The organism is Streptomyces poonensis (assembly GCF_014650915.1).
In the GTDB taxonomy this organism is placed as follows: domain Bacteria; phylum Actinomycetota; class Actinomycetes; order Streptomycetales; family Streptomycetaceae; genus Streptomyces; species Streptomyces poonensis.
The window spans coordinates 73,011-98,893 of the sequence record NZ_BMVW01000004.1; the positions used below are offsets into that span (position 1 = coordinate 73,011).

The 25,883-nt window shown below is 72.9% G+C and carries 21 protein-coding genes; 5 read left to right on the forward strand and 16 right to left on the reverse strand.

What is annotated here, in order from left to right:
* Positions 1-9: 9 nt before the first annotated feature.
* The 7 genes from IE242_RS13145 to IE242_RS13175 all read right to left on the reverse strand — a co-directional run bounded on the left by IE242_RS13145 (position 10) and on the right by IE242_RS13175 (position 9,809).
* Positions 10-3,840: a lipopolysaccharide biosynthesis protein gene (locus IE242_RS13145; RefSeq protein WP_189858644.1), complete on the reverse strand. Its 3,831-nt coding sequence runs from the start codon at positions 3,838-3,840 to the stop codon at positions 10-12.
* On the reverse strand, positions 3,833-4,630 hold the full coding sequence (locus IE242_RS13150) for a polysaccharide deacetylase family protein (protein ID WP_189858646.1): 798 nt from the start codon (positions 4,628-4,630) through the stop codon (positions 3,833-3,835). The genes IE242_RS13145 and IE242_RS13150 overlap by 8 nt, the downstream gene beginning before the upstream one ends.
* A complete protein-coding gene (locus IE242_RS13155; RefSeq protein ID WP_189858648.1) occupies positions 4,627-5,652 on the reverse strand; it encodes a glycosyltransferase family 2 protein in 1,026 nt (341 codons plus the stop codon). Before IE242_RS13155 ends, IE242_RS13150 begins: the two co-directional genes overlap by 4 nt.
* Complete coding sequence (locus IE242_RS13160; protein ID WP_189858650.1) at positions 5,649-6,482, reverse strand: glycosyltransferase family 2 protein; 834 nt, start codon at positions 6,480-6,482, stop codon at positions 5,649-5,651. Before IE242_RS13160 ends, IE242_RS13155 begins: the two co-directional genes overlap by 4 nt.
* Positions 6,483-6,850: 368 nt before the next feature.
* Positions 6,851-7,951, reverse strand: coding sequence for a GNAT family N-acetyltransferase (locus IE242_RS13165; protein WP_189858652.1), 1,101 nt, complete (start codon positions 7,949-7,951; stop codon positions 6,851-6,853).
* Between the two features lies 1 nt (position 7,952).
* The gene (locus IE242_RS13170; protein ID WP_189858654.1) at positions 7,953-8,393 is read right to left on the reverse strand and encodes a hypothetical protein; all 441 of its coding nucleotides are present in this window, start codon (positions 8,391-8,393) and stop codon (positions 7,953-7,955) included.
* 207 nt (positions 8,394-8,600) lie between these two features.
* On the reverse strand, positions 8,601-9,809 hold the full coding sequence (locus IE242_RS13175; protein ID WP_189858656.1) for a S8 family peptidase: 1,209 nt from the start codon (positions 9,807-9,809) through the stop codon (positions 8,601-8,603).
* A 315-nt stretch (positions 9,810-10,124) separates the two neighbouring features.
* Here IE242_RS13175 and IE242_RS13180 point away from each other — a divergent pair, with 315 nt between their 5' ends.
* Entirely contained in the window at positions 10,125-10,931 is an 807-nt protein-coding gene (locus IE242_RS13180) for an SGNH/GDSL hydrolase family protein (RefSeq protein WP_189858658.1), read from the forward strand.
* Here IE242_RS13180 and IE242_RS13185 read toward each other — a convergent pair.
* From IE242_RS13185 to IE242_RS13200, 4 genes are all read right to left on the reverse strand, one after another.
* A complete protein-coding gene (locus tag IE242_RS13185; protein WP_229858903.1) occupies positions 10,915-12,627 on the reverse strand; it encodes a serine/threonine-protein kinase in 1,713 nt (570 codons plus the stop codon). The two genes, IE242_RS13180 and IE242_RS13185, sit on opposite strands and share 17 nt — an antisense overlap.
* 63 nt (positions 12,628-12,690) lie before the next feature.
* Entirely contained in the window at positions 12,691-14,274 is a 1,584-nt protein-coding gene (locus IE242_RS13190) for a HoxN/HupN/NixA family nickel/cobalt transporter (protein WP_189858660.1), read from the reverse strand.
* Positions 14,271-15,602: a tetratricopeptide repeat protein gene (locus tag IE242_RS13195; RefSeq protein ID WP_373299515.1), complete on the reverse strand. Its 1,332-nt coding sequence runs from the start codon at positions 15,600-15,602 to the stop codon at positions 14,271-14,273. Before IE242_RS13195 ends, IE242_RS13190 begins: the two co-directional genes overlap by 4 nt.
* A gap of 151 nt (positions 15,603-15,753) precedes the next feature.
* Positions 15,754-17,283 (reverse strand): DUF4331 domain-containing protein, encoded by a 1,530-nt coding sequence (locus IE242_RS13200; protein WP_189858662.1) that lies wholly within the window; start codon positions 17,281-17,283, stop codon positions 15,754-15,756.
* 215 nt (positions 17,284-17,498) lie between these two features.
* On the opposite strand from IE242_RS13200, the gene IE242_RS13205 reads away from it, so the two are divergent.
* The 3 genes from IE242_RS13205 to IE242_RS13215 all read left to right on the forward strand — a co-directional run bounded on the left by IE242_RS13205 (position 17,499) and on the right by IE242_RS13215 (position 19,234).
* Complete coding sequence (locus IE242_RS13205) at positions 17,499-18,041, forward strand: sigma-70 family RNA polymerase sigma factor (protein ID WP_189858663.1); 543 nt, start codon at positions 17,499-17,501, stop codon at positions 18,039-18,041.
* Positions 18,038-18,856, forward strand: a complete 819-nt coding sequence (locus IE242_RS13210; protein ID WP_189858665.1) for an anti-sigma factor — start codon at positions 18,038-18,040, stop codon at positions 18,854-18,856. The genes IE242_RS13205 and IE242_RS13210 overlap by 4 nt, the downstream gene beginning before the upstream one ends.
* A gap of 114 nt (positions 18,857-18,970) precedes the next feature.
* Positions 18,971-19,234 carry a hypothetical protein gene (locus tag IE242_RS13215; RefSeq protein WP_189858667.1) on the forward strand — a complete coding sequence of 88 codons (264 nt, stop codon included), beginning with the start codon at positions 18,971-18,973 and terminating at the stop codon, positions 19,232-19,234.
* 251 nt (positions 19,235-19,485) lie between these two features.
* On the opposite strand, the gene IE242_RS13220 is transcribed toward IE242_RS13215, so the two are convergent.
* Together IE242_RS13220 and IE242_RS13225 are read right to left on the reverse strand one after the other, a co-directional pair.
* Positions 19,486-20,268, reverse strand: coding sequence for an ABC transporter permease (locus IE242_RS13220; RefSeq protein WP_189858669.1), 783 nt, complete (start codon positions 20,266-20,268; stop codon positions 19,486-19,488).
* Positions 20,265-21,212 carry an ATP-binding cassette domain-containing protein gene (locus IE242_RS13225; RefSeq protein WP_189858671.1) on the reverse strand — a complete coding sequence of 316 codons (948 nt, stop codon included), beginning with the start codon at positions 21,210-21,212 and terminating at the stop codon, positions 20,265-20,267. The genes IE242_RS13220 and IE242_RS13225 overlap by 4 nt, the downstream gene beginning before the upstream one ends.
* A 63-nt stretch (positions 21,213-21,275) precedes the next feature.
* On the opposite strand from IE242_RS13225, the gene IE242_RS13230 reads away from it, so the two are divergent.
* On the forward strand, positions 21,276-21,989 hold the full coding sequence (locus tag IE242_RS13230) for a TetR/AcrR family transcriptional regulator (protein WP_189858673.1): 714 nt from the start codon (positions 21,276-21,278) through the stop codon (positions 21,987-21,989).
* A 13-nt stretch (positions 21,990-22,002) separates the two neighbouring features.
* Here IE242_RS13230 and IE242_RS13235 read toward each other — a convergent pair whose 3' ends face one another.
* From IE242_RS13235 to hmgA, 3 genes are all read right to left on the reverse strand, one after another.
* A complete protein-coding gene (locus IE242_RS13235) occupies positions 22,003-23,193 on the reverse strand; it encodes a type ISP restriction/modification enzyme (RefSeq protein WP_189858675.1) in 1,191 nt (396 codons plus the stop codon).
* A gap of 95 nt (positions 23,194-23,288) precedes the next feature.
* Entirely contained in the window at positions 23,289-24,038 is a 750-nt protein-coding gene (locus IE242_RS13240; protein ID WP_189858677.1) for a GntR family transcriptional regulator, read from the reverse strand.
* Positions 24,039-24,065: 27 nt separating this feature from the next.
* A complete protein-coding gene (hmgA, locus tag IE242_RS13245) occupies positions 24,066-25,391 on the reverse strand; it encodes a homogentisate 1,2-dioxygenase (RefSeq protein WP_189858679.1) in 1,326 nt (441 codons plus the stop codon).
* Positions 25,392-25,883: the final 492 nt, after the last annotated feature.

Here is a 25,883-nt window from a genome sequence, read left to right on the forward strand (position 1 = left end):
TCCCGGGCGCTACGGAGCGCCTCCCATCGTCAGGAACCGCTGCACCAGCGAGGCCAGCAGCACCGCCAGCAGCGGCAGGGCGAACCAGAAGCTGCTCTGCAGCCACCGCAGTTGCCGCACGCTGGGGCGCAGCGCGACGCGGACGACCTCACGGGCCGCCAGCAGCACGATCAGCGCCACCGCGGCGAGCCCGCCCACGACCGACCACGGGGTCCAGGTCACCCGGGGCCCGGCCGGCCCCGGTTCCGCCCGTGCGACCGGCCCGTCCGGCTCCTCGCGCAGGGCGTACATCGTGACGTCCTCGTTGGCGTACACCCGCCTCAGCTCCTCGCGGGCGTCGAGGTGGTGCAGGAGCCGTGGCTCCCACGTCGTCGAGTAGCCGGCGTCCAGCTGGAGGTAGACCACCTGGCTGCGGTTGACCATCAGATACGAGTTCGGTCCCGCGTCCTTCAGCGCCTTGACCAGGCCCGACACCAGTACGGGGTCGCCGGGCGCCAGGGTGGGCACGTACTCGACCTTCTCCATGTCCCGGGCGCCCCACGGCATCGCGGGGGTCACGTCGTTCACCGGGTCGGTGCTCAGCCACAGCAGCCGCACCGTCGGGTCGTCGTGCGCGTACACGTACTCCATGGCCGCGACCTCGCCCGTACGGGTCCGCTCGAACGGCTCGTTGCCCCAGCGGGCCACCAGGAAGCCGCCCAGCAGGACGAGACCCGCCAGCAGCGCGGCCAGCGGGGCGAGGCTCACCTGGTCCTTGTCGCGCTCCTTCGCGGTGACCCCGGTACGCGGGAACAGGGCGAGTCCGGCGAGCAGGGCCGCGCCGGGCAGCGCGAACATGAAGACGCGCAGCGCCATCTCGCCGCCGTACGACTGCATGCCGAAGCCCAGGAACGGGACGAACGCCAGCACCGGCAGCGACCGTTCGCGGTAGCCGTGGTCGCGGCGGCGCCACCAGCCCCAGCAGGCCAGCGCCATCACCGTGCCGGCCAGCGCCACGCGTGTGTACAGCACGAGCTTGTGCGTGGAGCTGCCCTCGGCGATCCGGCCGGAGACGGACGACGAGACATTGCCGCCGACGCCGCCGATGCCGCCGAACAGCTCGTCGAAGTGCCCGGACCAGTAGGGCTCGGCCAGGAAGCCGATCCACACGGTGACCAGCACCCCGAACAGGATCGGCAGCCCGCGCAGCTCCGAGCGGCCGATCAGGACGAGGACCGTGAGCACGCCCAGCATCACGAACGGCGTGAGCTGGTGCGCCGGGACGGTCGCCGCGAACAGCGCGATCAGCACCGCCAGCAGCACCGTGCGCTGCCGGCGGTCGGTCGGCTCGACCTCCGCCTCGCCCGGGCGGGCCGTGCCCCACAGCATGCGCGGGGCACGGAACCACACGAGCAGGATCGCCACGAAGACCAGGTAGAGGAGGTACGTGAAGCCCTGCGGGGAGAAGTAGTCCTGGCCGACCCAGCCGCCGAGCACGAAGATCCACACGCCGGTCCACTTCGCCCGCCAGCTGGCCCGCATGGAGCGGGTGATCAGGAACATCGGCGCCAGGTACAGCAGCTGGACGGTGAGCGGCCACCAGCGGATGACCTCGGTGAGGTCCGTGATGCCGCAGGCCTTCGCCACGAACGCGGCCGCCGCGAAGAAGCCCGGCCAGCTCCAGCGCGCGTCCAGGTCCGGCACGGTCTCGCCGGTCCGGTCGATGTAGTCGATGAACCCGAGGTGCTGCCAGGCCGTCGGGAACCGCGGCTCCGTCTCGACGACCGCGGGCAGCGCGTGCAGTGACACCACGGTCGCCAGCAGTGTGACGAGCAGCAGCCCCCTGCGCTCGCGGGCCGTCCACAGCAGCGTGGCGAACACCACGGCCAGCAGTCCGGCGCCGACGAGCGTCGGCGTGGGCAGCACCGAGACCAGCCCGAGCCCGCCCATCCCGTCCAGGGCGGTGTCGTCGAGCGCGAGCGCCGGCACCCAGTACAGCAGCAGCGCGGAGAACAGCAGACAGCCGAGCACCAGGCCCGACCGCGTGGGGCGCAGCCGCTCCCGCAGGGTCCGGGGAGCGGCGGGACCGGCGCTTACGGGTGCCTCTGTCGGGCCCGAGGCCTCGACGGAGGTCTCCACCGGAGCCTCGACGGAGGTCTCATGGATCTGAGGTGCCTGAGGTGCCTGAGGTGCCTTAGGTGCCTTAGGTGTCTGAGGCGCTTGAGGTGTCTGGGGTGTCTCCGTCTCAGGCGGTGCCTCCGGTACCCGGTCCGGAACCCGGAGCGCCCACGCCGGCGGGTGCTCGGTCCGCTCGCCGGGTGTCCCGGCCGGCGGGGTGCCGGGGCCGGGCCGTACGTCCGGCCGCCGTTCCTGGTGGTCGAAGTCGAGATGGATGCCGAGCGCGATCGTGTCGGCGTCGAGGCGGCGCGCCCAGGTGGGGCTCCGCCGCTTCGTGACCGAGCCGATGTCGGCGAGGTCGCCGTCCGGCGGCGCGTCCTCGGGCGGCGCGGCGGGCGGCGCGGTCCGCACGATGGCGTACAGTTTCGGCGCGGCGATCAGGACGATCACCGAAAGGCTGATGATCTCCGCGACGCCCGCGCCGGTCAGGCCCATCCGGGGCAGGAGCAGCAGCGTCAGGCCGAGCACCAGCAGGCACAGCAGGCCCTGGAGCCAGGCCAGTCCGGCGGTACGGCTCTGGGCGCGCAGCACCGCGAAGTACGTCTCCATCACGACCCGCAGCAGCGCGCCCAGGGCGAACCAGCGCAGCAGCGGGGTCGCCGCGTCCGCGTACCCCTGCCCGAACACGGCCAGGATCCACGGTGCCCCGAAGAACAGCACCCCGCACACCGGCAGCATGATGCGGGCCATCCGCCTCAGCGCCGCACGGGTGTCGGCAGCGAGCCGTGACGGGTCGTGGGAGCCTTCGACGGTCAGCGAGGCGCCCATGTTGATGGCGAGCAGGTTGACCGTGCCGCCGATGGTCGTGGTGATGTAGAAGTACGCGTTGTCGGCGGAGCTGACCTGGGCGGCGACGATCACCGGGACGAGGTAGACGACGGCGAGCGAGAACAGCGAGCCGGTGTAGTCGCCGGCGAGGAACCGCCCGATCTCCCGCAGGGACGGCGGTTGCGCGTGCCCCTCGGTCGCCTTCACGTGCCGGGGCACCAGCCGCCGGAAGACGAGCCAGCCCAGCGGCAGCACCGACACCGCGATCGCGGCGATCCACGACACGAACACGCCCATGGTCGGGACCGAGGCCGCGAACACCACCAGCAGCACCAGCTTCACCGCGGAGAACACGGTGTTGCCCACCGGCACCCACAGCGCGCTGCGCAGCCCGGTCAGCACCCCGTCCTGAAGGGTGAGCAGCGACCACGCGACCACCGCCAGCACGAACACCAGGGCGAGAAGGGGGTCGTGCAGGAAGCGGTACGAGGGCCCCCACAGCCCCAGGGTCAGCAGGAACACCCCGGCGGCCAGCGCCACGGCGACCGAACTCCCGACGTACGTGCGGAGGATGAGCCGCCCGGTGCCGGCGCCCGCCACGGGGATGAACCGGGCCAGGGCGCCCGTCAGGGTCAGCGCGGCCAGACCGGCGATGAACTTCATCGCGGCGATGGCGGCGGAGCCCTGGCCGACCGAGGCCTCCGAGTAGTAGCGGGCGGCGGCCAGCCAGAAGCCCAGCCCCAGCACCGCGGAGATGCCGGTGTTGAGCATCAGGGCGTAGGCGTTGCGGAACAGCTGGCTGCCGCCCGGCCCGTCGCCCAGTCCGGGCAGCCGTAACCGCCGCCCGGACCGCTCCTCGGGTGCCCCGGTCGTGGCGGCGGTGCCGGCCTCGGCGGTGGTGGTCGTGTCAGACACGGGAACGGAGTGCCTTCCGGACCTGTCGTGCTCTGCGGACCATGGCGTACCCCTTGGTGAGGGCCCGGTCCCTGGCGAAGTTGCGGGCGATCGCACGGCCCTCGACGAGCCGTTCGAACTCCTCGATCGAGGTGGTCCGGCGCACGGTCACCCGTTCCAGGGCGTACGGGCCCTGGCGGCGCCGCGCGAGACCGTTGCCGACCGCGAGCGACTGCGCGAAGCCCGCCGCGCGCACCGTGCGCCGCACCCGGCGGCTGGAGTAGCCGTACGGGTACGCGAACGAGACGGGGCGGGAGCCCAGTTCGTCCGCGATGATCTCCTTGCAGCGCAGCACCTCGGACCACAGCTCGTCGTCGGTCAGCTGGTCCAGCTGCGGATGCGCGTGGCTGTGCCCGCCGATCTCGACGCCCGCGTCCGCGAGCCGGCGCACCTGCTCCCAGTCGAGCATGGCGTCGGGGGCGGCGCCGTTGTCGTGCGCGCCCTTGATCCAGGCCGTCGAGACGAACAGCGAGGCCCGGAAGCCGTGCTCGGTGAGCACCGGCAGACAGTGCCGGTGCACGCCCTCGTAACCGTCGTCGAAGGTGATGAGGACCGGCCGCTCGGGGAGCGGGCCGCCGGAGCGCCAGTGCTCCGCCAGCTCGGCCGTGGTGACCGGGGTGAAACCACGGTCCCCGAGCAGCGCCATCTGCTCGGCGAACGCCTCGGGGGCGACGGACAGCACCCGGGTCGCGTCGTTCGGCGCGGACGCGACCGCGTGGTACATGAGGATCGGGACAGCCGTCTCGCTCATGCCGAGCCCTCCTTGCCGGCGTCGATGTCCACGACGTCGGCGTCTATGTCCGCGACGGAGAAGGCCGTCCCGTTCCTGCGCGCCCGGACGCTCCCGACGACGTACCCGCCCGCCGCCGTCAGTACCCCGGTGACGATCGCGCCCGCCCGGCCCGCGCCGCCCGGCCGGGCCAGCACCGCGTCGCGCAGCCCGCGGGCGACCCCCGCGGGCAGCACCCGGGTGGTGTACCGGCGTTCCGACTCCAGGCCCTTGTCCGCGCCGACGCTCCGCGCCACCAGGGCCTTCGACAGGCCCTCGGCGTAGGTGCGGGTGCGGAAGTACGCGAAGCGCTCCCGGGCCTCGGGCACCCGGTGGTGGATCACCGCGCGGTCGTCGAACAGCAGTACCGCGTCCGGTCTGGCCCGCGTGAGCCGGATGCAGAGCTCCGTCTCCTCGCAGCCCAGCGGCCGTTTGTCGCCGTCGCGCCCGATGCCGGTGGCGAAGCCGCCGGCCGCGTCGAACGCCGTACGGCGGAAGGAGGCGTTGCCGCCGAGCACGTTGCGGACCGGGGCCCGGCCGGTGGGCAGGCCCTTGTACGCGGCGCCCACCACCCAGTCGAACTCCTCGGGGAACCAGAGCGGTCGGCGGCCGGACGCCCAGACGGGCACCGTACGGCCGCCGACGGCCATCACCCGCGGGTCCGTGTAGCCCTCGGCGAAGTAGCGCAGCCAGTGCCGCTCGGCGACGGCGTCGTCGTCGAGGAAGGCGATGATCTCGCCGCGGGAGGCGGCGATGCCGGTGTTGCGGCCGGCGGACAGGCCGCGGGGGCCCGCGTTGGCGAGCACCCGCACCTCCCCGGATCGCGCGTACTCCTTGTACTCCTTCGCCAGCCGGTCCAGAAGCACCTGGTTGTGGTCGACGACCAGCAGGATCTCCCGGGCCGGCCGGGACTGCGCCCGCACCGAGGCGACCGCCGCGAGGATGTCCTCCCAGCGGTCCTCGGTGTACACGCAGATGACGACCGAGACGTCCGGCTCGCTCAAGACGCCTCTCCCCGCGTCCCGAGGAGCATCGTGCCGTGCGGACGGCGCCGTAGGTCACGCCGGTTGGAGCGTTCCTTCAGGATCACCTTCAGCACCCGCAGCCCGTCGCGCACGGCCCGCAGATTGCTGGCGCCGTGGATGCGCAGGTACTCGTGGCTCGGGATCTCCTGCACCTTCAGGCCCGCCTTGACGACCCGGATGTTCATCAGCGTCTCCACCTCGAAGCCGGTGCAGTCGAGGTCGATCTTGTCCAGGCAGTGCCGCCAGAACGCGTTGTAGCCGTAGCACAGGTCGGTGTAGCGGGCGCCGAACTTGCGGTTCACCACCGCGCACAGCGCCCGGTTGCCCAGCTTGCGGACGGGCGTCATGTCGTCCGTGCCGCCGCCGTTGGCGAACCGCGAGCCCTTGGCGAAGTCGGCGCCGGAGACCAGCGCGGAGACATAGCTGAGGATCTCGTGGCCGTCGGCCGAGCCGTCCGCGTCGACCATCACGATGATGTCGCCGGTGCACGCCTCGAACCCGGTGATCAGGGCATCCCCCTTGCCCTTGCCGCGCTGGCGCACGACCTTCACGTCCGGCCACAGCTCCCGCGCGACCTCGACGGTGTCGTCGGTGGAGTTGCCGTCCACGAGAACCACCTCGTGGATCCAGGACGGCAGCGTCTTGAAGACGTACGGCAGGTTCTCCGCCTCGTTCATGGCGGGGATCACCACGCTCACCGGCGGCGCGATGGCCAGGTGGCTGGAGACGGGCCGGTACTTGGACTTCGCCGCCGCGGACGGATCCTCCGCTGTGTCGTCGGGAACCGCCGGGCGCAGAACTGAGGTCATGAGTCTGGTCCCTCTCGTCCGGTGGACCGCCCGCCCCTGGACGGTCCGGTGTGTGGTCCGGTTCGAAAGGGGGGTCCTCACTCAGGGCATGACGAAGTGGATCTCACGTGCACGCCCGAGTGAGCTGGCATGGCTGGCCGACTGTTCGCGACCAGTCGGTCGCGCGGCACGACTCGGCACGACGTACGGTCACCGAGCACGGCACCCCCCTACCGCGCCACCGCGTCGGGATCATCGCGGCCCTGAGCCCTCCCCTGGAGCCGCATAACGATGAACCCACGCGAGTGGATGTACGACGATATTGATAAATCGGCACGTATGGCAAGTCCTGGAACAAGACCCCACGTTTTTGTTGTTGTGTCCGTTAGTTACCTCCTCGAACGGATTTTGCCAATCCGTTTAAGGAGTCTGTCCGCAGGTGCGAACAGTTCCGGCCGCGTCACCACCGTGTTCCGCAGCGCCCGGACCGGGGCCCGGTGGGCCCGGTGGCCGAGAGCCACCGGGTGGCGGCGGGACACCCAGCCCTCGGACACGCTGATCTCACGGGTCTTCAGGGAGTCCTTGTACTGCTTCTGGCCCCGCCCGAGATCCAGATAGGCGATGCCGTCGGCGGCGGCCGCCTCCGCCATGTGCAGATGCAGCAGCAGACCCGGCGAGAACCGCCCGTACGCCGGGTCGTACGCCGGGAACCAGCACGTCAGCACCCGGTCGGAGCGCAGCCCGAAGTGCGCCGCGGCCGGCTTGCCGTCCGCGTACAGCACGGACAGCACACCCGCGAACGCGTCGGAGCGGGTGTGGAAGAGCCGGTGCACGAGATGGGTGATCCACGGGTGCGCGAAGCGGTCGCTGCGCCCGGTCCTGCGGTACTGCGCGGACTTCCACTCCATCAGCGTGCGCAGCACCGCCGGGTCGCGCTCGTCGTACACGAAGCGCACCTCGCCGTCGGTCGCCCGCTGGAGCCGGCGTTCCTTCGCGAACGTCGACCGCACGAACTTCCCGCCCGATCTGGCCCTCAGCCGGCCCAGATACGCCTCGTACCCGTCCTCCAGGTCCATGACGGGGGACGGGAAGCGGCCGGTGGCGTGGACCTCGAACGGCGCCTGGCCCCCCGCCAGGTGGTCGAACTCCCACACCGCCAGCCCGCAGGCCCGCAGCAGCTCGCGCGCGTCCCAGGTGAACCCCGGGCGGTGGACCAGGCCCTGGCAGTCGGACAGGCCGAGACCGACGGCCCGGCCGACACCGGTGGCGCTCCGCTGGAACGGGAAGAACGCGGCGGGCTCTCCGTCCTCCCGGACGACGGCGATGCGCACGCCGCGCCGGCAGGCGCCCACCGCGAGGGCGAACTCCGGTGACAGAAAAGGATTCGCCAGCTCGGGCGCGCCGTGCAGATGCGCCTTGGACTGCAGAGCGGTCCAGGCCGCCCGGTCGGCGGCGGTCAGCTCACCGGGGCGGTACACGCTGATGTCCACGTCAGGGGGTCCGTCTTCTCTCCGTGCGGCCGCGCAGGCGCCGCACCGAAACCAGCAGGAGGACGAGCGAACTGATCGCGGTCACCGCCACGATCCCGCCGCGGACGGACCACGCGCGGGTCGCCAGCAGTGCCTGGGCGACGAGGAGGTCGACCGCGACCGCTCCCGCGACGGACGTCACGACGCGACCGAGAGGGGCCAGCCCGCGCAGCGCGGCACCGATGGCGGCGCCCGGCGCGGCGAGCAGGAAGAACAGTGTGAGCGGGCCGCGCAGCGGCGAGGCCGTGTCCGTGAGCGCGAGCAGCGCGCCGGCCGCCGCGACGGTGACGGCTCCGCCCGCGAGCAGCGCCGCCAGGTCCCTGCGCGGACCGGGCCGCGGCCGGCCGTCGTCCCCCGGTGGCGGTCCCGACGAGGACGGCAGCTTGATGCGTAAGGTCTGCATGGGCGACTTTGCCCCCTGAAGCGCCGGATGCCGGGCTTCAATGTCACCCAGGGGGCGCGCGGGCGTCAAGACCGGGATTCCGCATTCGTAATGCACCGGCAAAGGATGTCCCCGGCGTACACGACGGTTCCCCGGAGGCGCCGGCTGCCTCCGGGGAACTGTGGTGCCGGTCAAGCGAGTCGGAGCGTGGCGCTCACGCGCCGGGCACTACTGGACGATCTTCAGCAGGCGGTTCGGGGAGCCGCTGCCCGGGCTGGTCACCTTGCCCGTGGTGGCGCCGTTCACCAGGGCCGTGGCGACCTGGGCCGGAGTGGCCGAGGTGTGGCCCGCGAGGTACACGGCGGCCGCGCCCGCGACGTGCGGGGTGGCCATCGAGGTGCCCGAGATGGTGTTCGTCGCGGTGTCGCTGGTGTACCAGCCCGCCGTGATCGAGGAGCCGGGCGCGAAGATGTCGAGGGCCGAGCCGTAGTTGGAGTAGCTGGCCCGCGCGTCGGTGCTGGTGGTGGCGCCCACCGTGATGGCCTCGCTGACGCGGGCGGGGGAGGACGAGGAGGCGCTGGTGCTGCTGTTGCCGGCCGCGACGGCGTAGGTCACGCCGCTGGCTATGGAGTTGCGGACGGCGTTGTCGAGCGAGGTGGAGACGCCGCCGCCGAGCGACATGTTGGCGACGGAGGGGCCGCTGTGGTTGGCGGTCACCCAGTCGACGCCCGCGATGACGCCGGCCGTGGTGCCGGAACCGCTGTTGTTGAGCACACGGACCGCCACGATCTTCGCCTTCTTGGCGACGCCGTAGGTCGAGCCCGCGATGGTGGTGGCCACATGGGTGCCGTGGCCGTTGCCGTCGGAGGCGGTGGTGTCGCCGTCGACGGCGTCGTACCCGTAGGAGGCACGGCCGCTGATCTGGGAGTGCGTGATGCGGACGCCGGTGTCGATGACATACGCGGTGACGCCGCTGCCCGCCGAGTCCGGGTAGGTGTACGTGCCGTTCAGCGGCAGCGAGGTCTGGTCGATGCGGTCCAGGCCCCAGGGGGCGTTGGACTGCGTGGCCGTCACCCGGACCGTCTGGTTCTGCTCGACGGAGGCCACGGCCGGGTCGGCCGCGAGTCTGCGGGCCTCGGCTGCCGAGAGCTCGGCCGTGTAGCCGTTGAGCGCGGCCTTGAAGGTCTTCTGCACGGTGCCGCCGTACGTCTTGACCAGGCTCTTGCCCTGGCTGGACGTGGCCTTCAGGCCCGTCGCGCCCTTCTTGAGCGTGACGATGTAGCTGCCCTTGATCGCGGTGGGGGAATCGGCCGCGAGCACCTTGCCCTCGGCCGGGGCGGCCTGGGCGGGGAGTGCCGTGAGTCCGCCCACGAGGGCGGCGGTCGTCACGGCGGTGAGAGCGGCGATCCGGATCTTGTTGCTACGCAGCTGTGCCATTACGAGGGAGTCCTCCTCCAGGCAGCGCGCCCCCGGGGTCGGGTGCGCGCATGTGGGGGTGCGCGCGTCTTCGCACGCACGGCCTCGGAGTGTTGCGTTCCACGCCGGGGCTGCACACAGCGTCGGGGATCAACGGGTGCAGCTCAAGGGAGTTGAAGCGTTGTCATGTTTCTGTCATAGGGGCGTAATGAAAATGGCGGTGAACGCCTGGGGCGAATGAGGACACGACACGGAAATTATTGGCATGAACACTTCCAGTCAACACGCGTAGCTGCTACCACGGTTGTGGCAGAGATCCTGCTAAAGGGAGGTTCCATGAGACGTACCCGAATTGCGGCATACGTGACCTCGCTCCTCCTCGCCACCGGCGTCACCCTCACCGGGTCCGCCGCGGCGCAGGCGTCCTCGACCGCTGCGGCCACCGGCTACGTGGCCCTCGGTGACTCCTACTCGTCCGGTGTCGGCGCGGGCAGCTACCTCAGCTCCAGCGGCGACTGCAAGCGCAGCACCAAGGCGTTCCCGCAGCTCTGGGCCGCCGCCAACGCCCCCTCCTCCTTCAGCTTCACGGCCTGCTCGGGCGCCCGGACCAACGATGTCCTGGCCAACCAGCTCGGCCCGCTGAACTCCTCCACCGGCCTCGTCTCGATCAGCGTCGGCGGCAACGACGCGGGCTTCGCCGACGTGATGACCACCTGCGTCACCTCGTCCGACAGCACCTGCATCTCCCGCATCAACACGGCCCGGGCGTACGTCGACTCCACCCTGCCCGGCCGGCTCGACTCCGTGTACACGGCGATCCGCTCCAAGGCGCCGGGCGCCCACGTCGTCGTGCTCGGCTACCCCCGCTTCTACAAGCTCGGCCAGACCTGCCTTGGCCTCTCCGAGGCCAAGCGCACCGCCATCAACAACGCCTCCGACCACCTCAACAGCGCGATCGCCAAGCGTGCCGCGGACCACGGCTTCACCTTCGGCGACGTGCGCTCCTCGTTCACGGGTCACGAGATCTGCTCCGGCAGCTCGTGGCTGCACAGCGTCAACTGGCTGAACATCGGCGAGTCGTACCACCCGACGGCCGCGGGCCAGTCGGGCGGCTATCTGCCGGTGTTCAGGAACGCGGCCTGACCGCCGCGCCGGACACCGACGCGTACCCGGACGTGCTGGGGGAGGTCCCGTCCGTCGGGGGCTCCCCCTCGCAGGTGACCGAGAACGGCACGGTGTCCGACGCCGTGTGCACCGGATCGCGGACCTCGACGCCGATCTCGTCCTCGTACGTCCCGTCCGTGCGGTACGTCGTCACGATGACCCGCTCCTGCCGGGTTTTTCCCCCGTCCGCGGGGAACTCCAGCGTGCGCCAGCCGGGGTCCGACACCTCGCCGCCCTTCGTCACCCACCGGTAGCCGACCTCCACGGGCACCCGCCCCACCGTGAACGTCGCGGTGAACGTGGGCACTTCGGTGTCCGGCGGGGGACACGTCCCCGCGTACTCGGTCTGCGCGCCCTCGACCGTCACCCGCACGGTCGGGTCGGGCGCGGGGGTCGTCCGGTCGCCGGTGGACGTACCGGAGGGGCTGCCGCCCGGCTTCCCGGCGTCCGTCTCGTCGCTGGTGCGGCCGCCGGTGGGTTCCCTCACGTCCGTCTCGTCGTCCCCGCCGGACCCGCTGGTCCCACCCGTCTCTTCCGCGCTGCCGCCGGTGGGGCGCACGCTGCCGACCGTGCCGTCCGCCTTGCCGCCCCCGTCGCCGCGGTTCACCAGGCGGTACGTCAGCCCGGCCAGCGCCAGGGCGAGTACGGCGATGCCCACGATCACGAACAGGACGGACCGGCGGCTGCGGCGGGGCTCCGCCGGCGCGTCGGGGGTCCGGGCCACGGCGGCGGACGCCGGCTGCGGCGGGGTCGCCGGCCCGAACCCGCCCGGGCCGGTCTCCGGGAGCGGGACAGCGGTGACCGTCGGGGTGTACGGCACGGCGGAGGCGGTGTCCGCGCGCGGGGTGCCGCCGGAGGCGATCAGGCGCAGATCCCGCTCCGTCCCCTCGGCCCGGGCGCGCTCGGCCGGGTCCTTGCGCAGCAGGCCCGCGATCACCGGGGCCAGCGGGCCGGCCCGGTGCGCCGGCGGCAGCTCCGCGTCGACGACCGCGCGCAGCGTGCCCAGCGGGGTGTCCTGCCGGAACGGCGAGCTGCCCTCGACCACCGCGTACAGCAGCACCCCGAGCGACCACAGATCGGACTCCGGGCCCGGCGGGAGGCCCAGCGCCCGCTCCGGGGCGACGAACTCGGGGGAGCCGATCACCTCGCCGGTCATGGTGAGCGCGGAGGTGCCCTCCACCATGGCGATGCCGAAGTCGGTGAGGACGACACGGCCGTCGTTGGCGATCAGCACGTTGCCGGGCTTCACGTCCCGGTGCAGCACACCCGCCCCGTGCGCGGCGCGCAGCGCGGCCAGCACCTCGGCGCCGATCCGGGCGGCCTCCCGCGGCGGCAACGGGCCCTCGGACTCCAGCACGTCGGCCAGGGACAGTCCCCGGACCAGCTCCATCACGATCCACGGGCGGCCGTCCGCCATGGCCACGTCGTAGACGGTGACCACGCTCCGGTGCGTGATCCGGGCGGCGGCCCAGGCCTCCCGCTCCAGCCGGGCGTACATCCGCTCCACCTCGCCGGCCGGGAGCCCGGCCGGGGCGCGCACCTCCTTGACGGCGACCTCGCGCTGCAGGACCTCGTCGCGGGCCCGCCACACCGTCCCCATCCCGCCCTCGCCCAGCCGGGACAGGAGGCGGTAGCGCCCCGCGACCACACGCTCACTGCCGGGTGCTCCGGACACGGGCGTCCCCTCCTCGTATCCGCGCGATTCCTCCGCTGCGCCTGATATCTCCCCGAAAGTAACTCAGCCGAACGCGGATGCCGCCCCCCTGAACACCAATCCGGCCCCCAGGGCGACGACCACCCCCGCCGACACCACGGGAAGGGCCCGGCGCAGCACCGCGACGGCCGGCCCGCCGGACCACCCGGAGCGCCGCGCCAGCAGCCGCGCCGTCACGTCCCCCGCCCGCACCACGGCGATCCCGGCCGCGGTGAGCGTCAGCGCCAGCCCGGCGCCGTACGCCAGCACGAGCACCAGCCCGAACCACGCCCTCCCCAGCGCCGCCGCGCCCACCAGCACGACCACGGCGGAGGGACTCGGCACGAGCCCGCCCGCGAAGCCGAGCAGGAGCGTGCCGCGGAGGGTGGGGGCGACGGGGTGGGTGTGGGTGATGCCGCCGTGGGTGTGGGTGTGGGTGTGGGTGTGGGTGCGGGTGTGGGGGGCGTGCGTATGCGGACGACTGTGCTCGTGCGCGTGTCCGTCACCGTGTTCGTGCGGACGCTCGTGCTCATGTGCGTGCTGGCGTTCGTGTGGATGGTCATGTCCGGGCGTGTGCCGGTGCGCGAGCCGCCGGTTCGCCAGGGCCCGGCGTACGAGCGCCAGGCCCGCCGCCGTCACCAGCAGCCCGCTCGCGACGCCGAGCCAGGCGAGCACGGACGGCGCGGCGGCCGAGCCCGCCGTGACCAGCAGGCCCAGGGCGACCACACCGAGGGTGTGCGTCACGGTCACCGAGGCGATCATCGGCAGGACGTCGCGGAAGCCGGCCCGGCCGCGCGCGGCGGCGGTCGCCGCCATGATCGTCTTGCCGTGTCCCGGAGCGAGCGCGTGCAGCGCGCCGAGGACCACGGCGACGCCCAGCGCCAGCGCGGCGAAGGCGGCGGTCAGGTCCTGCCGCGCCACCAGGCCGTCGAGCGCCCGGGTCCAGCGGTCCGCGGCGCGCGGCAGCACCGAGCTGCCGGAGACGCCGCCGGAGCCGTCCGGCTCTGCGCCCAGGGCCGGTCCGCCGGGCCGGACCCGGAGGGACGCGGCCGCGGTGTCCTCCGGCGAGGACAGCAACTCCTGCGGGTAGCTGGTCAGTCGCCGGGACACGGACTCCTCCGGCACGTCCGACGCGGTGAGCGTCATCCGGTCGCCCCGCGCGGTGACCTCGCGCCAGCCCGGCCCGGAGTCCACGGCGGCCCGGAAGCGCACCGTCTCCGACGCGCCCTCGGGCAGGGGCGCCGTGAGCCGGCACTCCACGCGCAGGGTGGTGAGCCCGGCCTGCCCGGGCCCTACCAGCGCACGGCTCGCGCCGACGGTCAGCGGCACGCCCTTCCCGCCCACCGTGACCTCACTGCCCCGGGCCGCCGCCGCGCACCGCTCGCGGGCCCAGCCGTCCCTGCCCCGCTTCTCGACGTCGGGCGCGGCCTGGGCGGCCGGGATCTCCGCGAGGTCCTCGACGTGCAGGACGCGCAGCGTGCCGGGTGCGGCGACCAGCCCGTCGTACCGGTTGACGGTGAAGTTGCCGAGCGGGTGCGCGTGCGCGGCCCCGGCGGGCAGCAGCACCAGCGCGCAGACCGCCAGGAGGACCGCCGCGCAGCAGGCGGAAAGGCGTCGGCGGAACGTCACTCGGCCGCCTCCAGTGCCGCCAGGGCCTGCCGGGCCCGCCGGGCGCCGAGCGGCGAGAAGCCGGGGTTGAGGTCGAGCGCCGCCGTGAGCGAGCGTCGGGCTCCCGCCCGGTCGCCGGCGGCCCGCTCGATCATGCCGCGGTGGTACAGGAAGGCCGCGTCCCGGTAACCGGTCGCCGTCGCGCGCCGGGCGTACGGCAGCGCCTCCTCGTCCCGGCCGTTGACGTGCAGCGCCCAGGCGAGGGCGTCCGCCGTGTGGACCGTGTGCCGCCGCTCCCACTCGGCGCGGGCCGCGCGCAGGGCGGCCGCGCGGTCACCGTGGTCCGCGGCGGCGAGCGCGGTGTCGAGATCGGCGTCGACCCCGTGCGCGCGGGCGAGCGAGACCCAGGCGTCCACCAGCGCGTACCGGTCACGCGCCGCCGCCTTGTCGCCCCGCGCCTCGTACAGCTCGCCGAGCGCCACGAGCGGTCCCGGCAGCGGGTGCCGTTCGACGACGGCCTCCAGGGTGCGGACCGCGCCGGCCCGGTCGCCGCTCGCGGCCTGGGCGCGGGCCCGGCCCTCCAGCGCGGGGACGTAGGCGTCGTCGGCGGCGAGGGCACGGGCGTAGTGGGCCAGCGCGCTCCTCCGGTCGCCCTGCTTCCAGGCGAGCCCGCCGAGCTGCGTGGCCACGTACGCGATGTCGCCGCGCGCGGTCGCGGAGCCGAGGGCCCGGCGCAGTACCCGCTCGGCGGTCCGTGTGTCGCCGCGCAGTTCGCGCACGTAGGCGTACCGCGTGAAGACCGGGATGCCGGGCCGCCGCGCGTCGGCCACGTCGGCGGCCCGCGCCGCCTCGCCGTAGCGGCCGAGCTCCACCAGGGCGTCGATCCGGACGGCCAGCGCCCGTTCGCTGTACGGGTTCTGCTCCAGGGCCAGGTCCGCGTCGCGCAGGGCGCCCGCGAAGTCGTGGCGGGCCGCGGCGAGGGCGGCCCGGCCGGCGAGCGCCGGATCGTTGTCCGGGCGCAGCTCCAGCGAACGCCGCAGCGCCTTCTCGGCCTGCGGATAGCGGGAGGGGTCGCCCTCGGTCCTGGCCTGCTCCACGTACGCGAGACCGAGCGCGGCCCAGGAGGCGTGGTCGCGCGGCTGGTCGCGCAGATGCGCCTGGAGCGAGGTGACCTGCGTACCGAGGTCACCGCCGGCGAGCAGCCCGACGCCGGCGCCGGGCGCGGCGGAGCCGCTCACCGCCGTCCGCTCGTCGCGGGCGTCCAGCGCGATGGCGCCCGACGTGATCGCGACGGCCAGCGCCAGCGCACACGCGGCCGTGTGCAGCACCTTGTTCCTCCGCGGGGACATGCCCCTCCTCGAGTTCATCGGCATCCGAATGGCATCCATGGCAGGAAATACGTGGTGACCGGCGGGTGGCGCGGCCCGCGCCGTGGGGGAATCTGGGGAGGCACGGGCCGCGCCGGTCACGGGACCGGGGCAGCCGGGACGGCGCCGCCGGTCAGCGGTACGCGCGGCCGCCGGCCGTCCGGCGCCGCCACCACACCACACCGGTCGCGACCAGCAGGAACCCGGCCGCGCCCGCCGCCGCGGAGGCCGCGATCAGCGTGGTGTCGTCCATGCCGCCGCCCGCCGTGGCCGGCACGCCGCCGTCGAGCTGGCTGCGGACGGTGTTGCCGTCACCCTTCGCCGTCGCGCCGCGCGAACCGGCCGTCGGCAGACCGACGTACGGGAAGGAGTCACCGAACTTCCTGTCGTTCTCGTCGACCGCGTCCCCCAGGTCGTTCTTGGCACCCACCAGTTCGCCCTCGACGACCTGCAGCGAGATGTCGATCACGTCATCGGTGAGCCGGCGCCCGTTCGGGAAGCCCGCCTTGTCGCCGTCGAGGACCCCGAGCCGCTTGGGCCGCGCGGCGGGCTCGATCGAGGTGTTGAGGCGCAGCTGTTCCGAGGGGCGCACGTGCGGCGGCCGGTTGAGGCCCTCCACGCCCTTCAGGAAGACGTCCACGAGGTCGTTGCGGGGCTCGGCCGGAGCGTCGATCTTGTAGATCGCCTCCATGAGCTTCGGCAGCTCCGGCTCGGTGACGTTCTTCAGGAACCGGGCGTCGTCCCAGGGCGCCGACGCGTTGAACGCGTCCTTGTCCTTCTGCGGGTTGACGACCTCGTTGACCAGCGGATTGCCGAGCCTCGACACCTGCCTGAAGTGCCCGTCGGCGCCCTTGCGCTGGGTCGTGGACCAGATGCCGACGACCGGCTGGTCCGCCGACTCGGTGAGCATGCCGCTCGGCAGCTGCAACGCGATCGAGTTGACGTTGTAGCCCTTGAGCGTGTCCCGCCCGACCTCGGAGAGATCACCGCCGTACAGCAGGTCGAAGACCCTGAGGTCCAGGAAGAACGGGTCGTCGGCCTGCCCGGCGAACGTCGTCGCCCCGCCCGCCGTCCGGTACACCGCCTGGTCGCGCAGCTTGCCGTAGTCCGGCATCGACGCCTTGCCGACGTTCGACGGCGCCACCGGCACGTCGTCCGCGAGCCGGGTCTTCGAGACCAGACGCTGGTCCTTCAGCTTCAGCAGCTCGAGGTCGTACGTCTGCGTCACATTGAGGTCGGGGTCGTCGAGGCTGTCCACCGGCCCCGTGTTGTACAGGAAGGTCTTCCCGTTCTTCGTGTGCGTGTCGAAGGTGTAGCGGAAGACCAGCTCGCCCTGCGCGTCACCGTCGTTGTCGACGTGGACGTCGTACTGCGCGTCCTCGGCGAACGTGTAGAAGTTCGGCCCGCCGGCCGGTTCCTCGAACGGGATCCAGTTCGCCACAATCGTCGTCGTGTCCGGCTTGTCCGGGCTGACGAAGGCGTACACGTCCGTGTTGTCGAACTGCGGCTGCCCCGAGATCAGCGGGGCCTCCCGGTGGCTGGAGGCGGTGGCCGCCCCCGGCTCCAGCGCGGCCGCGCCGGCGGCCGCGAGCCCCGCGGCGGCCAGCGCCCCGCTCATGAGGGCGGCGATGCCGCCGCGTTTCGCCCTGGAAGTAGGTGTCATGCCGTCCGTCCCTCGCGCCCTTGTGCCGACTTGCCTTGCTGCACGGGGATTCGGAGCCGCGGCCGGAGCGGATTGGCCACAACCCGGGATCCGTTCCGCCGCGGCCGGACCCGCGTTTTCGGCGCGCCGATCCGTAACCCCATCCGGAGGTGGCTTCGTTGCGAATGCCCTACGCGAGGGGATGGCCGTGCCCGGCCGGAGCAGAGGGGGAGAAAGTGGAGGCGGACGAACTTCTCATACGTGTCGCCGGAGGTGACCAGAACGCCTTCGAGGAGCTGTACGGGCTGGTCTCCGGGCCGGTGTTCGGGCTCGTACGCCGCATCGTGCGGGACCCCGCGCAGTCGGAGGAGGTGGCGCAGGAGGTGCTGCTGGAACTGTGGCGGTCCGCGTCCCGGTTCGACCCCGGCCGCGGCAGCGCCCTGTCGTGGACCCTGACCCTCGCCCACCGCCGGGCCGTGGACCGGGTGCGCAGCGCCCGCGCGGCCGGGCTCCGGGAGCAGCGCGAGGGACGGCGCGCCCACCACCCCGCCTTCGACCAGGTCGCCGAGGAGGTGGAGGCCGGCCTCGAACGCGAGTGGGTGCGCCGCTGCCTGGACCGGCTCACCGACCTCCAGCGACAGTCCGTCACCCTCGCCTACTACGACGGCTACACCTACCGTGAGGTCGCCGAGCGGCTCTCCCTGCCGCTCGGGACGGTCAAGACCCGGATGCGCGACGGCCTGACGCGGCTGCGTGAGTGCCTGGGAGGTGCCGCATGAGCCTGTTCGCCCGCCTCTTCCGACGCGATCCGCACTCGCTCGCCGCGCCGTACGCCCTGGACGCGCTGGAGCACGACGAGCGCGCACGGTTCGAGAGGCACCTGGCCGTGTGCGACCGGTGCGCGGCCGAGGTGCGCGCCCTGGCCGAGGACGCGGTACGGCTCGCCTGGTCCACGACGGCCACGCCGCCGCCGGCCCTGCGCGAGAGGGTCCTCGCCGCCGTCCGCACCACACCCCAGGAGCCACCGCCGCAGGAAGCGCCCCGCGCCCGCCCCCGGCAGCCACCGGCGCACGGGTGGGGCACCGAGCCGCCGTCGGGCCCGCGGCACGCGCCCCGCACGCGGCCTCTCCTCGCCCCGCTGGCCACCGCCACGGCCGCCGCGGCGCTCGTCGTGGCCTCGCTCTTCGCCGTCCAGGCACACCGGACGCAGGAGCGGCTGGACGCCGAGCGCGACCGGGCACGTGAGATCGCCCACGTTCTCGCCGCGCCCGACGCCCGCGCGACCGGCGAACAGGACGCGCGGGGCCGGGGAATCGGAGTGATCGCCTCCGCTCAAGAGGGGCGCGCGGTTGTCACTCTGCGCGGGCTGGAGGAGCCGCCATCCGGCCGAGTGCATCAGCTCTGGCTTGTGCGCCCCCAGGCGCAGCCTCGCTCTCTGGGCCTCTTCGCCGACGACACGCCCTTGGTCGCCGACGGAATGACCCCCGACGCGACGTCACTCGCCGTGACCGTCGAACCCGATGGAGGGTCACCGCACCCCACCAGCCTGCCAGTTGTCCAACTCGCCCTGGATGCGGTCGGATTCGGAGAGTGATCGTCATCCGTGGGCGGGGTACGTCAATGCTGTGACCGCGATACACGAGTGCCCCAAGGGGGCGATAGGGTTACTCTGCCCGGGCCGGGTGGACTCGTACGGGTGGGGAGTGACATGGAACAGATAACAGTGCGCAGGGCACGGGTCCCTGCCATCACCTGCGGGAGCAGCGCGACCAGTTCGCGTCTCGACCGGCATCTCTCGGTGCTCGGCGGCCCCGCCGTGCCGCAGCGCGAGGCGGCCGAGGCGACGTCCCTGATGCGTGAGATAACCGCTCGCGACACGCACCGGCGCGGCGGCCGGGGAGCCCGGGTGCACCGGGTCTCGCTGTTCGCCCCGCTCCGCCGCCTGCGCCGCTCGCTGTTCGGCGGCCGCTGAGCAGCACCGGGACGACCCGCCGTACAGGTCGGACCCTCCGTGCGAGCCCGCCGCTCGGGCTCCACGCCGTTCCGGTGTGGCGCTGCTGTCTCTTCGCCCGTCATCCCCACGGCACACAGCAGCGCCCCCGAGCGGTTCCCGGGCGCGGGTACCGCTCACCGCTCTCGTCCCGGTCCCTCTCTGCCTTCCTTCCTGTCACCGGCCGGCCCTCCCTCCTTCCTTCCGCCCCGCTCGCCGCGCCGTGTCCCAGGTCACCGTCCGCCGCGCGCGTACCCGCGCAGGGCGAGCGGCACGAACACCACGATCAGCACACCACACCACGCCAGTGACCCGGCCACCGGATGCGCCACCGGCCAGGCGGCCCCCTCCGGCGCCGAGGAGTTCCCGAACAGGTCCCGCAGGGCCGTGGTCACCGCGCTGAGCGGGTTCCACTCGGCGAGCGTGCGCAGCCAGTCGGGCAGATCGTCCGTGGGGATGTAGGCGTTGGACAGCAGGGGCAGCATGAAGGTGGCGCTGCCCAGCTGACCCGCCATCTCCTCGTTGCGCGTCAGCAGGCCGAGGAAGATCCCGATCCATGTGCACGCGAACCGGAACAGCAGCAACAGCCCCAGGGCGGCCACCGCCCGGACCGCCGGTCCCTCGATCCGCCAGCCCACGGCCAGCCCGGCCAGGAGGAACGGCACCGTCCCCACGGCCGACACGACCAGATCCGCGAGCGCCTGCCCGAGCGGTACGGCCGCCCGGCTCACCGGCAGCGTACGGAAGCGGTCCATCACGCCGCGGTGGGTGTCCTGGGCCGCCTGGAACATCCCCGTCATGATGCCGTTGGCCGCGGTCGCCACCAGCAGCCCCGGCACGAGGAAGGTGCGGTACTCCTCGCCGGGCATCGCGAGGGCGCTGCCGAAGACGTACCCGAAGAACAGCAGCATCGTGATCGGCATCGTCTGGACGAGGACCACCAGCGCGGGGTTGTTCCGGACCCGCCGCAGCTGGCGGCCGAGCATCGCCGCGCCGTCGTACGCCAGGGCGCTCATGCCGCACGCTCCGCGCCGGTGTCGGTGAGCCGGAGGAAGACGTCGTCGAGTGTCGGCGGTTTGAGGCTCGCGTCGAGCAACGGCACGCCCGCCGCGTCCAGTTCGCGCACCAGACGGGGCAGGGTGAGCGTCGGGTCGGTGGTGACCGCGCCCACCGCGCGCCGTTCGTGGTGGAAGGCGGGTTCGGCGCCGGTGAGCCGGTCGAGCACAGCCGCCGCCTTGATCATGACGTTGGTGTCCGCGACGATGACCTCCGCGTAGGTCCCGATGAGCGCCTTGAGTTCGGACGGGGAACCGGTGTGCGCGACACGGCCGCGGTCCACCAGGGCGATCGTGTCGGCGAGCCGGTCCGCCTCCTCCAGGTACTGGGTGGTCAGCAGCACGGTCGTGCCCCGCGCCGTGAGCTCGTGCACGGCGTCCCAGATCGTGGTCCGGCTGACCGGGTCGAGGCCGGTGGTGGGCTCGTCCAGGAAAAGCACCTCGGGGCGGCGGACCAGGCTGGCCGCCAGGTCGAGACGGCGCCGCATCCCGCCCGAGTACGTGGACGCGAGCCGGCCGGCGGCTTCGGACAGCCCGAAGCGGTCCAGGAGTTCGTCCGCCCGGGCCGCCGCGTTCCCGACGCGGTGCAGCCGTGCGCACAGCCGCAGGTTCTCCCGCCCGGTGAGGTCGCCGTCCACCGAGGCGTACTGCCCGGTGACCGCGATCGCGCGGCGCACGGCGGGCGCCTCCCGTACGAGGTCGTGCCCCGCGACCCGTGCCGACCCCGCGTCCGGCCGCAGCAGTGTGGTCAGCAGCCGGACCGCCGTGGTCTTGCCCGCCCCGTTCGGCCCGAGCACCCCGCAGACCGTGCCCTCCGCGACCGCCAGATCCAGGCCGTTCACCGCCCGCACGTCACCGAACCGCTTCTCCAGGCCCTCACTAAGTACAGCGTACGTAGTAGTCATGGCTCGACCATAGCGCACTACGTACGCTGTACGTAACTAGGATGGTCATCGAGGTGATGAGCGATGGCGGGCCGAGCGGCCGTACCCGAAGTGATCTGGGCGCGCCCCGAGCGCACCGGGCGAGGCCCGAGGCCGGCGTTCACCAGGGCGGACATCGCGGCCGCCGCGGTGCGCCTCGCGGACGCGGGCGGGCTGGAGGCAGTCTCGATGCGGCATGTCGCGGCCGAACTGGGCTGCGGCACGATGTCGCTCTACAACTACGTGCCGCGCAAGGAGGACCTGTACGAGCTGATGGTCGACGCCATCGGCGCCGAACACGTCCTGGCGGAGCCCACGGGCGACTGGCGCGCCGACATGCTCCGCAACGCCCGGCAGACGCGCGCCATCATGCACCGCCACCCCTGGGCGCCGCGCCTGATGTCGGGGGTGTACGGCTTCAGCCCCAACACCCTGCACTATCTGGAGCACTGCCTGGCCTGCCTCGAACCGCTCGACGCGTCGTACGCGACCAAGATGGAGCTGGTCGCGCTGCTCAACGGCGTCGTGACGACCTACACCGCGAACGAGCTCGCCACCGCCGAGCGCACCCGCGCGATGCCGTGGTCCGAGGAGGAGGAGAACGCGGTTCGCATCGCCTACCTCGGCAGCCAGGTGGCGACCGGCGCGTACCCGCACCTCGCCGCGGCCTTCGCGGAGGACGCCGGGCCGATCGATCTGGAGGCGGTGTTCGAGCGGGCGCTGCAGCGGGTGCTGGACGCGTTCGACCGCGGGGCGTGAACCGCCGGGCCGCTCACAGCAGGGCGAACTGGCCCTCCGGACCCTCCTCCTGGTGGTCCAGGACGGAGGCGGGGCGGCGGGCGGAGTCCGGGACCGGCAGGACGCCGGCCTTCCGCAGCTCGGCCGCCGTGACCGGGTCCTGGACGCCCGGCTCCGGGTGCGTGTCCCGTACCTCCGCGAGCAGGGCCAGCACCGTGATCAGTTCCAGCAGCTCGGAGGTCCAGGCCTGCGGCCACGCGGGGGGACGCACGGCTTCCAGGGTTCCCGGGGCGGCCCGTTCCGTGCGGCGCGCGAACCAGGCCTCCAGGATCCTGACTCCGCCGACGTGGAAGTCCCACGCCGCCGCGGGCACGGGGGCGATCCGGCCCTCGCCGATCAGCAGGACCTCCTCCGCACGGTCGTAGAGGAGTTCCGTGGGCCGGGCCGGCAGCGGGGCGCGGACGTACGGGCGGCGGCCGCCCGGGAGCTTGGGGCGCTCGCCGTCGCGGCGCATCAGCCACAGCGCCCGGCGTCCCGACTCCACGCCCGCGCGCCACGCGTCGGGGTCCGCGGTCAGCGGGACCTCGATGCCCCGGGGGCCCGGGCGGGCGGCGGTCAGGATCCAGGCCAGGACGTCCAGGGGTTCCGGGGCGCTGCCCAGGCGTCCGGCGAGGTGGGCGGTCAGGCCCGGGGCGAGATTGGGTTCCGCTCCGCCCGGGCGCCGGTACAGCGGGCGGACGGGGCCGGTGCGCGGGCCCCGCGGCGGGTGCAGCGGCAGCAGGGACGACACCAGCAGTGCCGGGCCCGGGGAGTCGGGTACCGCCGGCTGCTCGACGGCGAACACCTGCTCCGCGTCCGCCACCCGCCACAGTTCGGGCCGCGCCGCGTCGATCAGCCGGTGGTCCGGGATGAGCCACTGCTCGTCGAAGGGCGCGGCGAGGACGCGTACGGGCTCCGGGCACGGCCCCGACTCGCGGGCCAGTCGTCCGGTGCCGCCCGCCCGGCCCGGCAGTTGGCCCACCGCCGAGTGCAGGGTGCGGGAGCGCGTCGGCGCGAACAGGGTCTCGCGGTCCGGGCCCTCGGCCTTCACCAGGGCGTCCCAGCGAGCCTTCAGCGAAGCCGCGTCGGGGGCCGTCGGCCACCCCCGGCCGAGCCGCGGCGGTGCGACGGACCACGGCATGAGGTCCGCCAGCAGCGGAGCGTCGTCGTGCGTCACGCTGGGCATGGTACGACGCCCCCGCCGACGCGGGACCGGATCGGTGGGCGGCCGGTGTCACGGTGAACGGCATCGGTGCGCGGCCGCTGCCACGATGAACCGGATCAGTGCGCGTCCAGCGTCACCGTGAAGGAGAAGCGGTCGCCGCGGTAGTGGATGACCGCCACGTCCAGCACCTGGCCGTCCTCGTCGTACGTCACGCCCGTGTAGTGCAGGATCGGGCTGAGCAGCGGCACCTGGAGCAGCCGGGCCGTCTCCGGGTCCGCGAGGCGCGCCTCCACCGTGTCCGTGATCCGGGCGATGGCCACGCCCACCACGTCCCGCAGCACCTTCGTCATCGGCCAGCGGACCAGGTCGTCGCGGTCGATGCGGGCGGCGAGTTCCGGCCGGACGTAGTTGCGGGCGTGGTTGGTCGGCTCGCCCGTCTTCTCGTCGCTGCGCAGCCGGTGGTACGTCGCCACCCCGGCCAGCTCCGGGAAGTACTCCGCGACTTCGGCCGGCGGGGCGGCCGTGCCTCTCTCCAGCAGCTCGGTGGACATGCCCGACTGCTGGGCCACGATCGCGTCCACCGAGCCGAGCAGCCGCACGGGGGCGCCGCGCCGCGCGCTCGGCTCGATGAACGTGCCGCGTCGGCGGTGCCGGCTGATCAGCCCCTCGTCCTCCAGTTCCTTCAGCGCCTGCCGCATGGTCAGCACGCTCACCCCGTAGTGCCCGGCGAGCTGCTCCTCGGTCGGCAGACGCAGCGGGTCATGGGGCGACCGGCCGAGGATCGAGGCACGCAGGGACTGCGAGACCTGATACCAGAGCGGAAGTTTGCGGTTCAGGACGATCGAGTCCGGCGCGAATGCTGTCACGACGGTATCCGTACCGGTCGCGGGCGTTCAGTGCAATGGCGTGAAGTGACGCCCGAGACCCGACCACACGTCGTCGTACCGCTGTTGCAGGTGGCCCGCCTCCGCGGCCTGCCGGGTGAGGGTCACCGGCCAGCGGGTCTCGAACATGAACGCCAGCCCGTCGTCGATCTTCTGCGGCCGCAGCTCGGCCGAGGACGCCCGGTCGAACGTCTCCCGGTCCGGACCGTGCGCCGACATCATGTTGTGCAGCGAGCCCCCGCCCGGCACGAAGCCGCCTTCCCCGGCCGTCTTGGCGTCGTACGCGCCCTCGATGAGCCCCATGTACTCGCTCATCACATTGCGGTGGAAGTACGGCGGCCGGAACGTGTCCTCGCCCACCAGCCAGCGCGGCGCGAAGACGACGAAGTCGACGCCGGCCAGCCCCGGGGTGTCGGACGGCGAGGTGAGCACGGTGAAGACCGACGGATCCGGGTGGTCGTAGGAGATGGTCCCCATCACATTGAAACGGCGCAGGTCATAGATGTACGGCACATGGTTGCCGTGCCAGGCGACCACGTCGAGCGGCGAGTGGCTGTAGGTGGCCCGCCACAGGTTGCCGCAGAACTTGTTGACCACCTCCACCGGGCCCTCGACGTCCTCGTACGCGGCGACCGGCGCCAGGAAGTCCCGGGCGTTCGCCAGGCCGTTGGCGCCGATCGGGCCGAGGTCGGGCAGGCGGAAGGGGGCGCCGTAGTTCTCGCAGACATAGCCTCGGGCCACATCGTCGAGCAGCTCCACGCGGAACCGGACACCACGCGGGATCAACGCCACATGGCCCGGCTCGGCGGCCAGCAGCCCGAACTCCGTGCGCAGCAGCAGCCCGCCGCGCTCGGGCACGATCAGCAGCTCGCCGTCGGCGTCGCTGAACACCCGCTCCATCGAGGAGTTCGCGTGGTACAGGTGCACCGCCATTCCGGTGCGCTGCGTCACGTCGCCGTTGCCGCCGAGGGTCCACAGACCGGCCAGGAAGTCGGTGCCCGCCGGTGGTTCGTGGAGCGGGTTCCAGCGCAGCCGGTTCGGGTCGGGAACGGTATCGGTGAAGGGCGCCGTGCCGAGGGCGCCGTTGTCCGTGCGCGTGAACGCCGGGTGCGCGGCCGACGGGCGTATCCGGTACAGCCACGAGCGCCGGTTGTGCGCCCTCGGCTCGGTGAAGGCCGTGCCGCTCAGCTGCTCCGCGTACAGCCCCAAGGGGGCCCGCTGGGGGGAGTTGCGTCCGACCGGCAGCGCGCCGGGCACCGCCTCCGAGCTGTGTTCATTGCCGAAACCGCAGAGATATGTCAGCTGCTCGGCGGTCTTCCTCGCGTCCACGGTCATGGGCGCGCCCTCCCTCGCCTCGGAATCCTATGCATCACCGTAGGAATCGGGGGTGCGGGGCGCAAGGGGTCCGCACGCCACTTCTGCCGCCAGTTCTGACGCCACTTCTGCCGCCAGTTCTCCGCCACTTCTGACGCCACCTCGGACGCCGGACCGAGCAGACCGGGCCGAGCATGCCGGACCGACCGGGAGCAAACGGTGGTGTTGGCGGCTGCGAAGGCCGGTCCGGGTGGGAGCGCGGCGGCGCCGTTCGACGGATTCGACGGAACCCGGCTCCAGGTGGGTCCGCTTGTCGGAGAGGTGCTCTAGTCTCCCGGGCATGTCGTGGACGCGCGGAGGGGGCGGGCGTCACCGTCGGGCACACCGCCGGGCGACACGCACGAGAAGGGACAGCACTGCCGTGAGACCGACGAAGCCGATGAAGAGGGCACGCCGCGGAGCCGCATCGAGGCCCGGTCCGATGCCGCGGACGGAGACGGAGACGGGGACGGT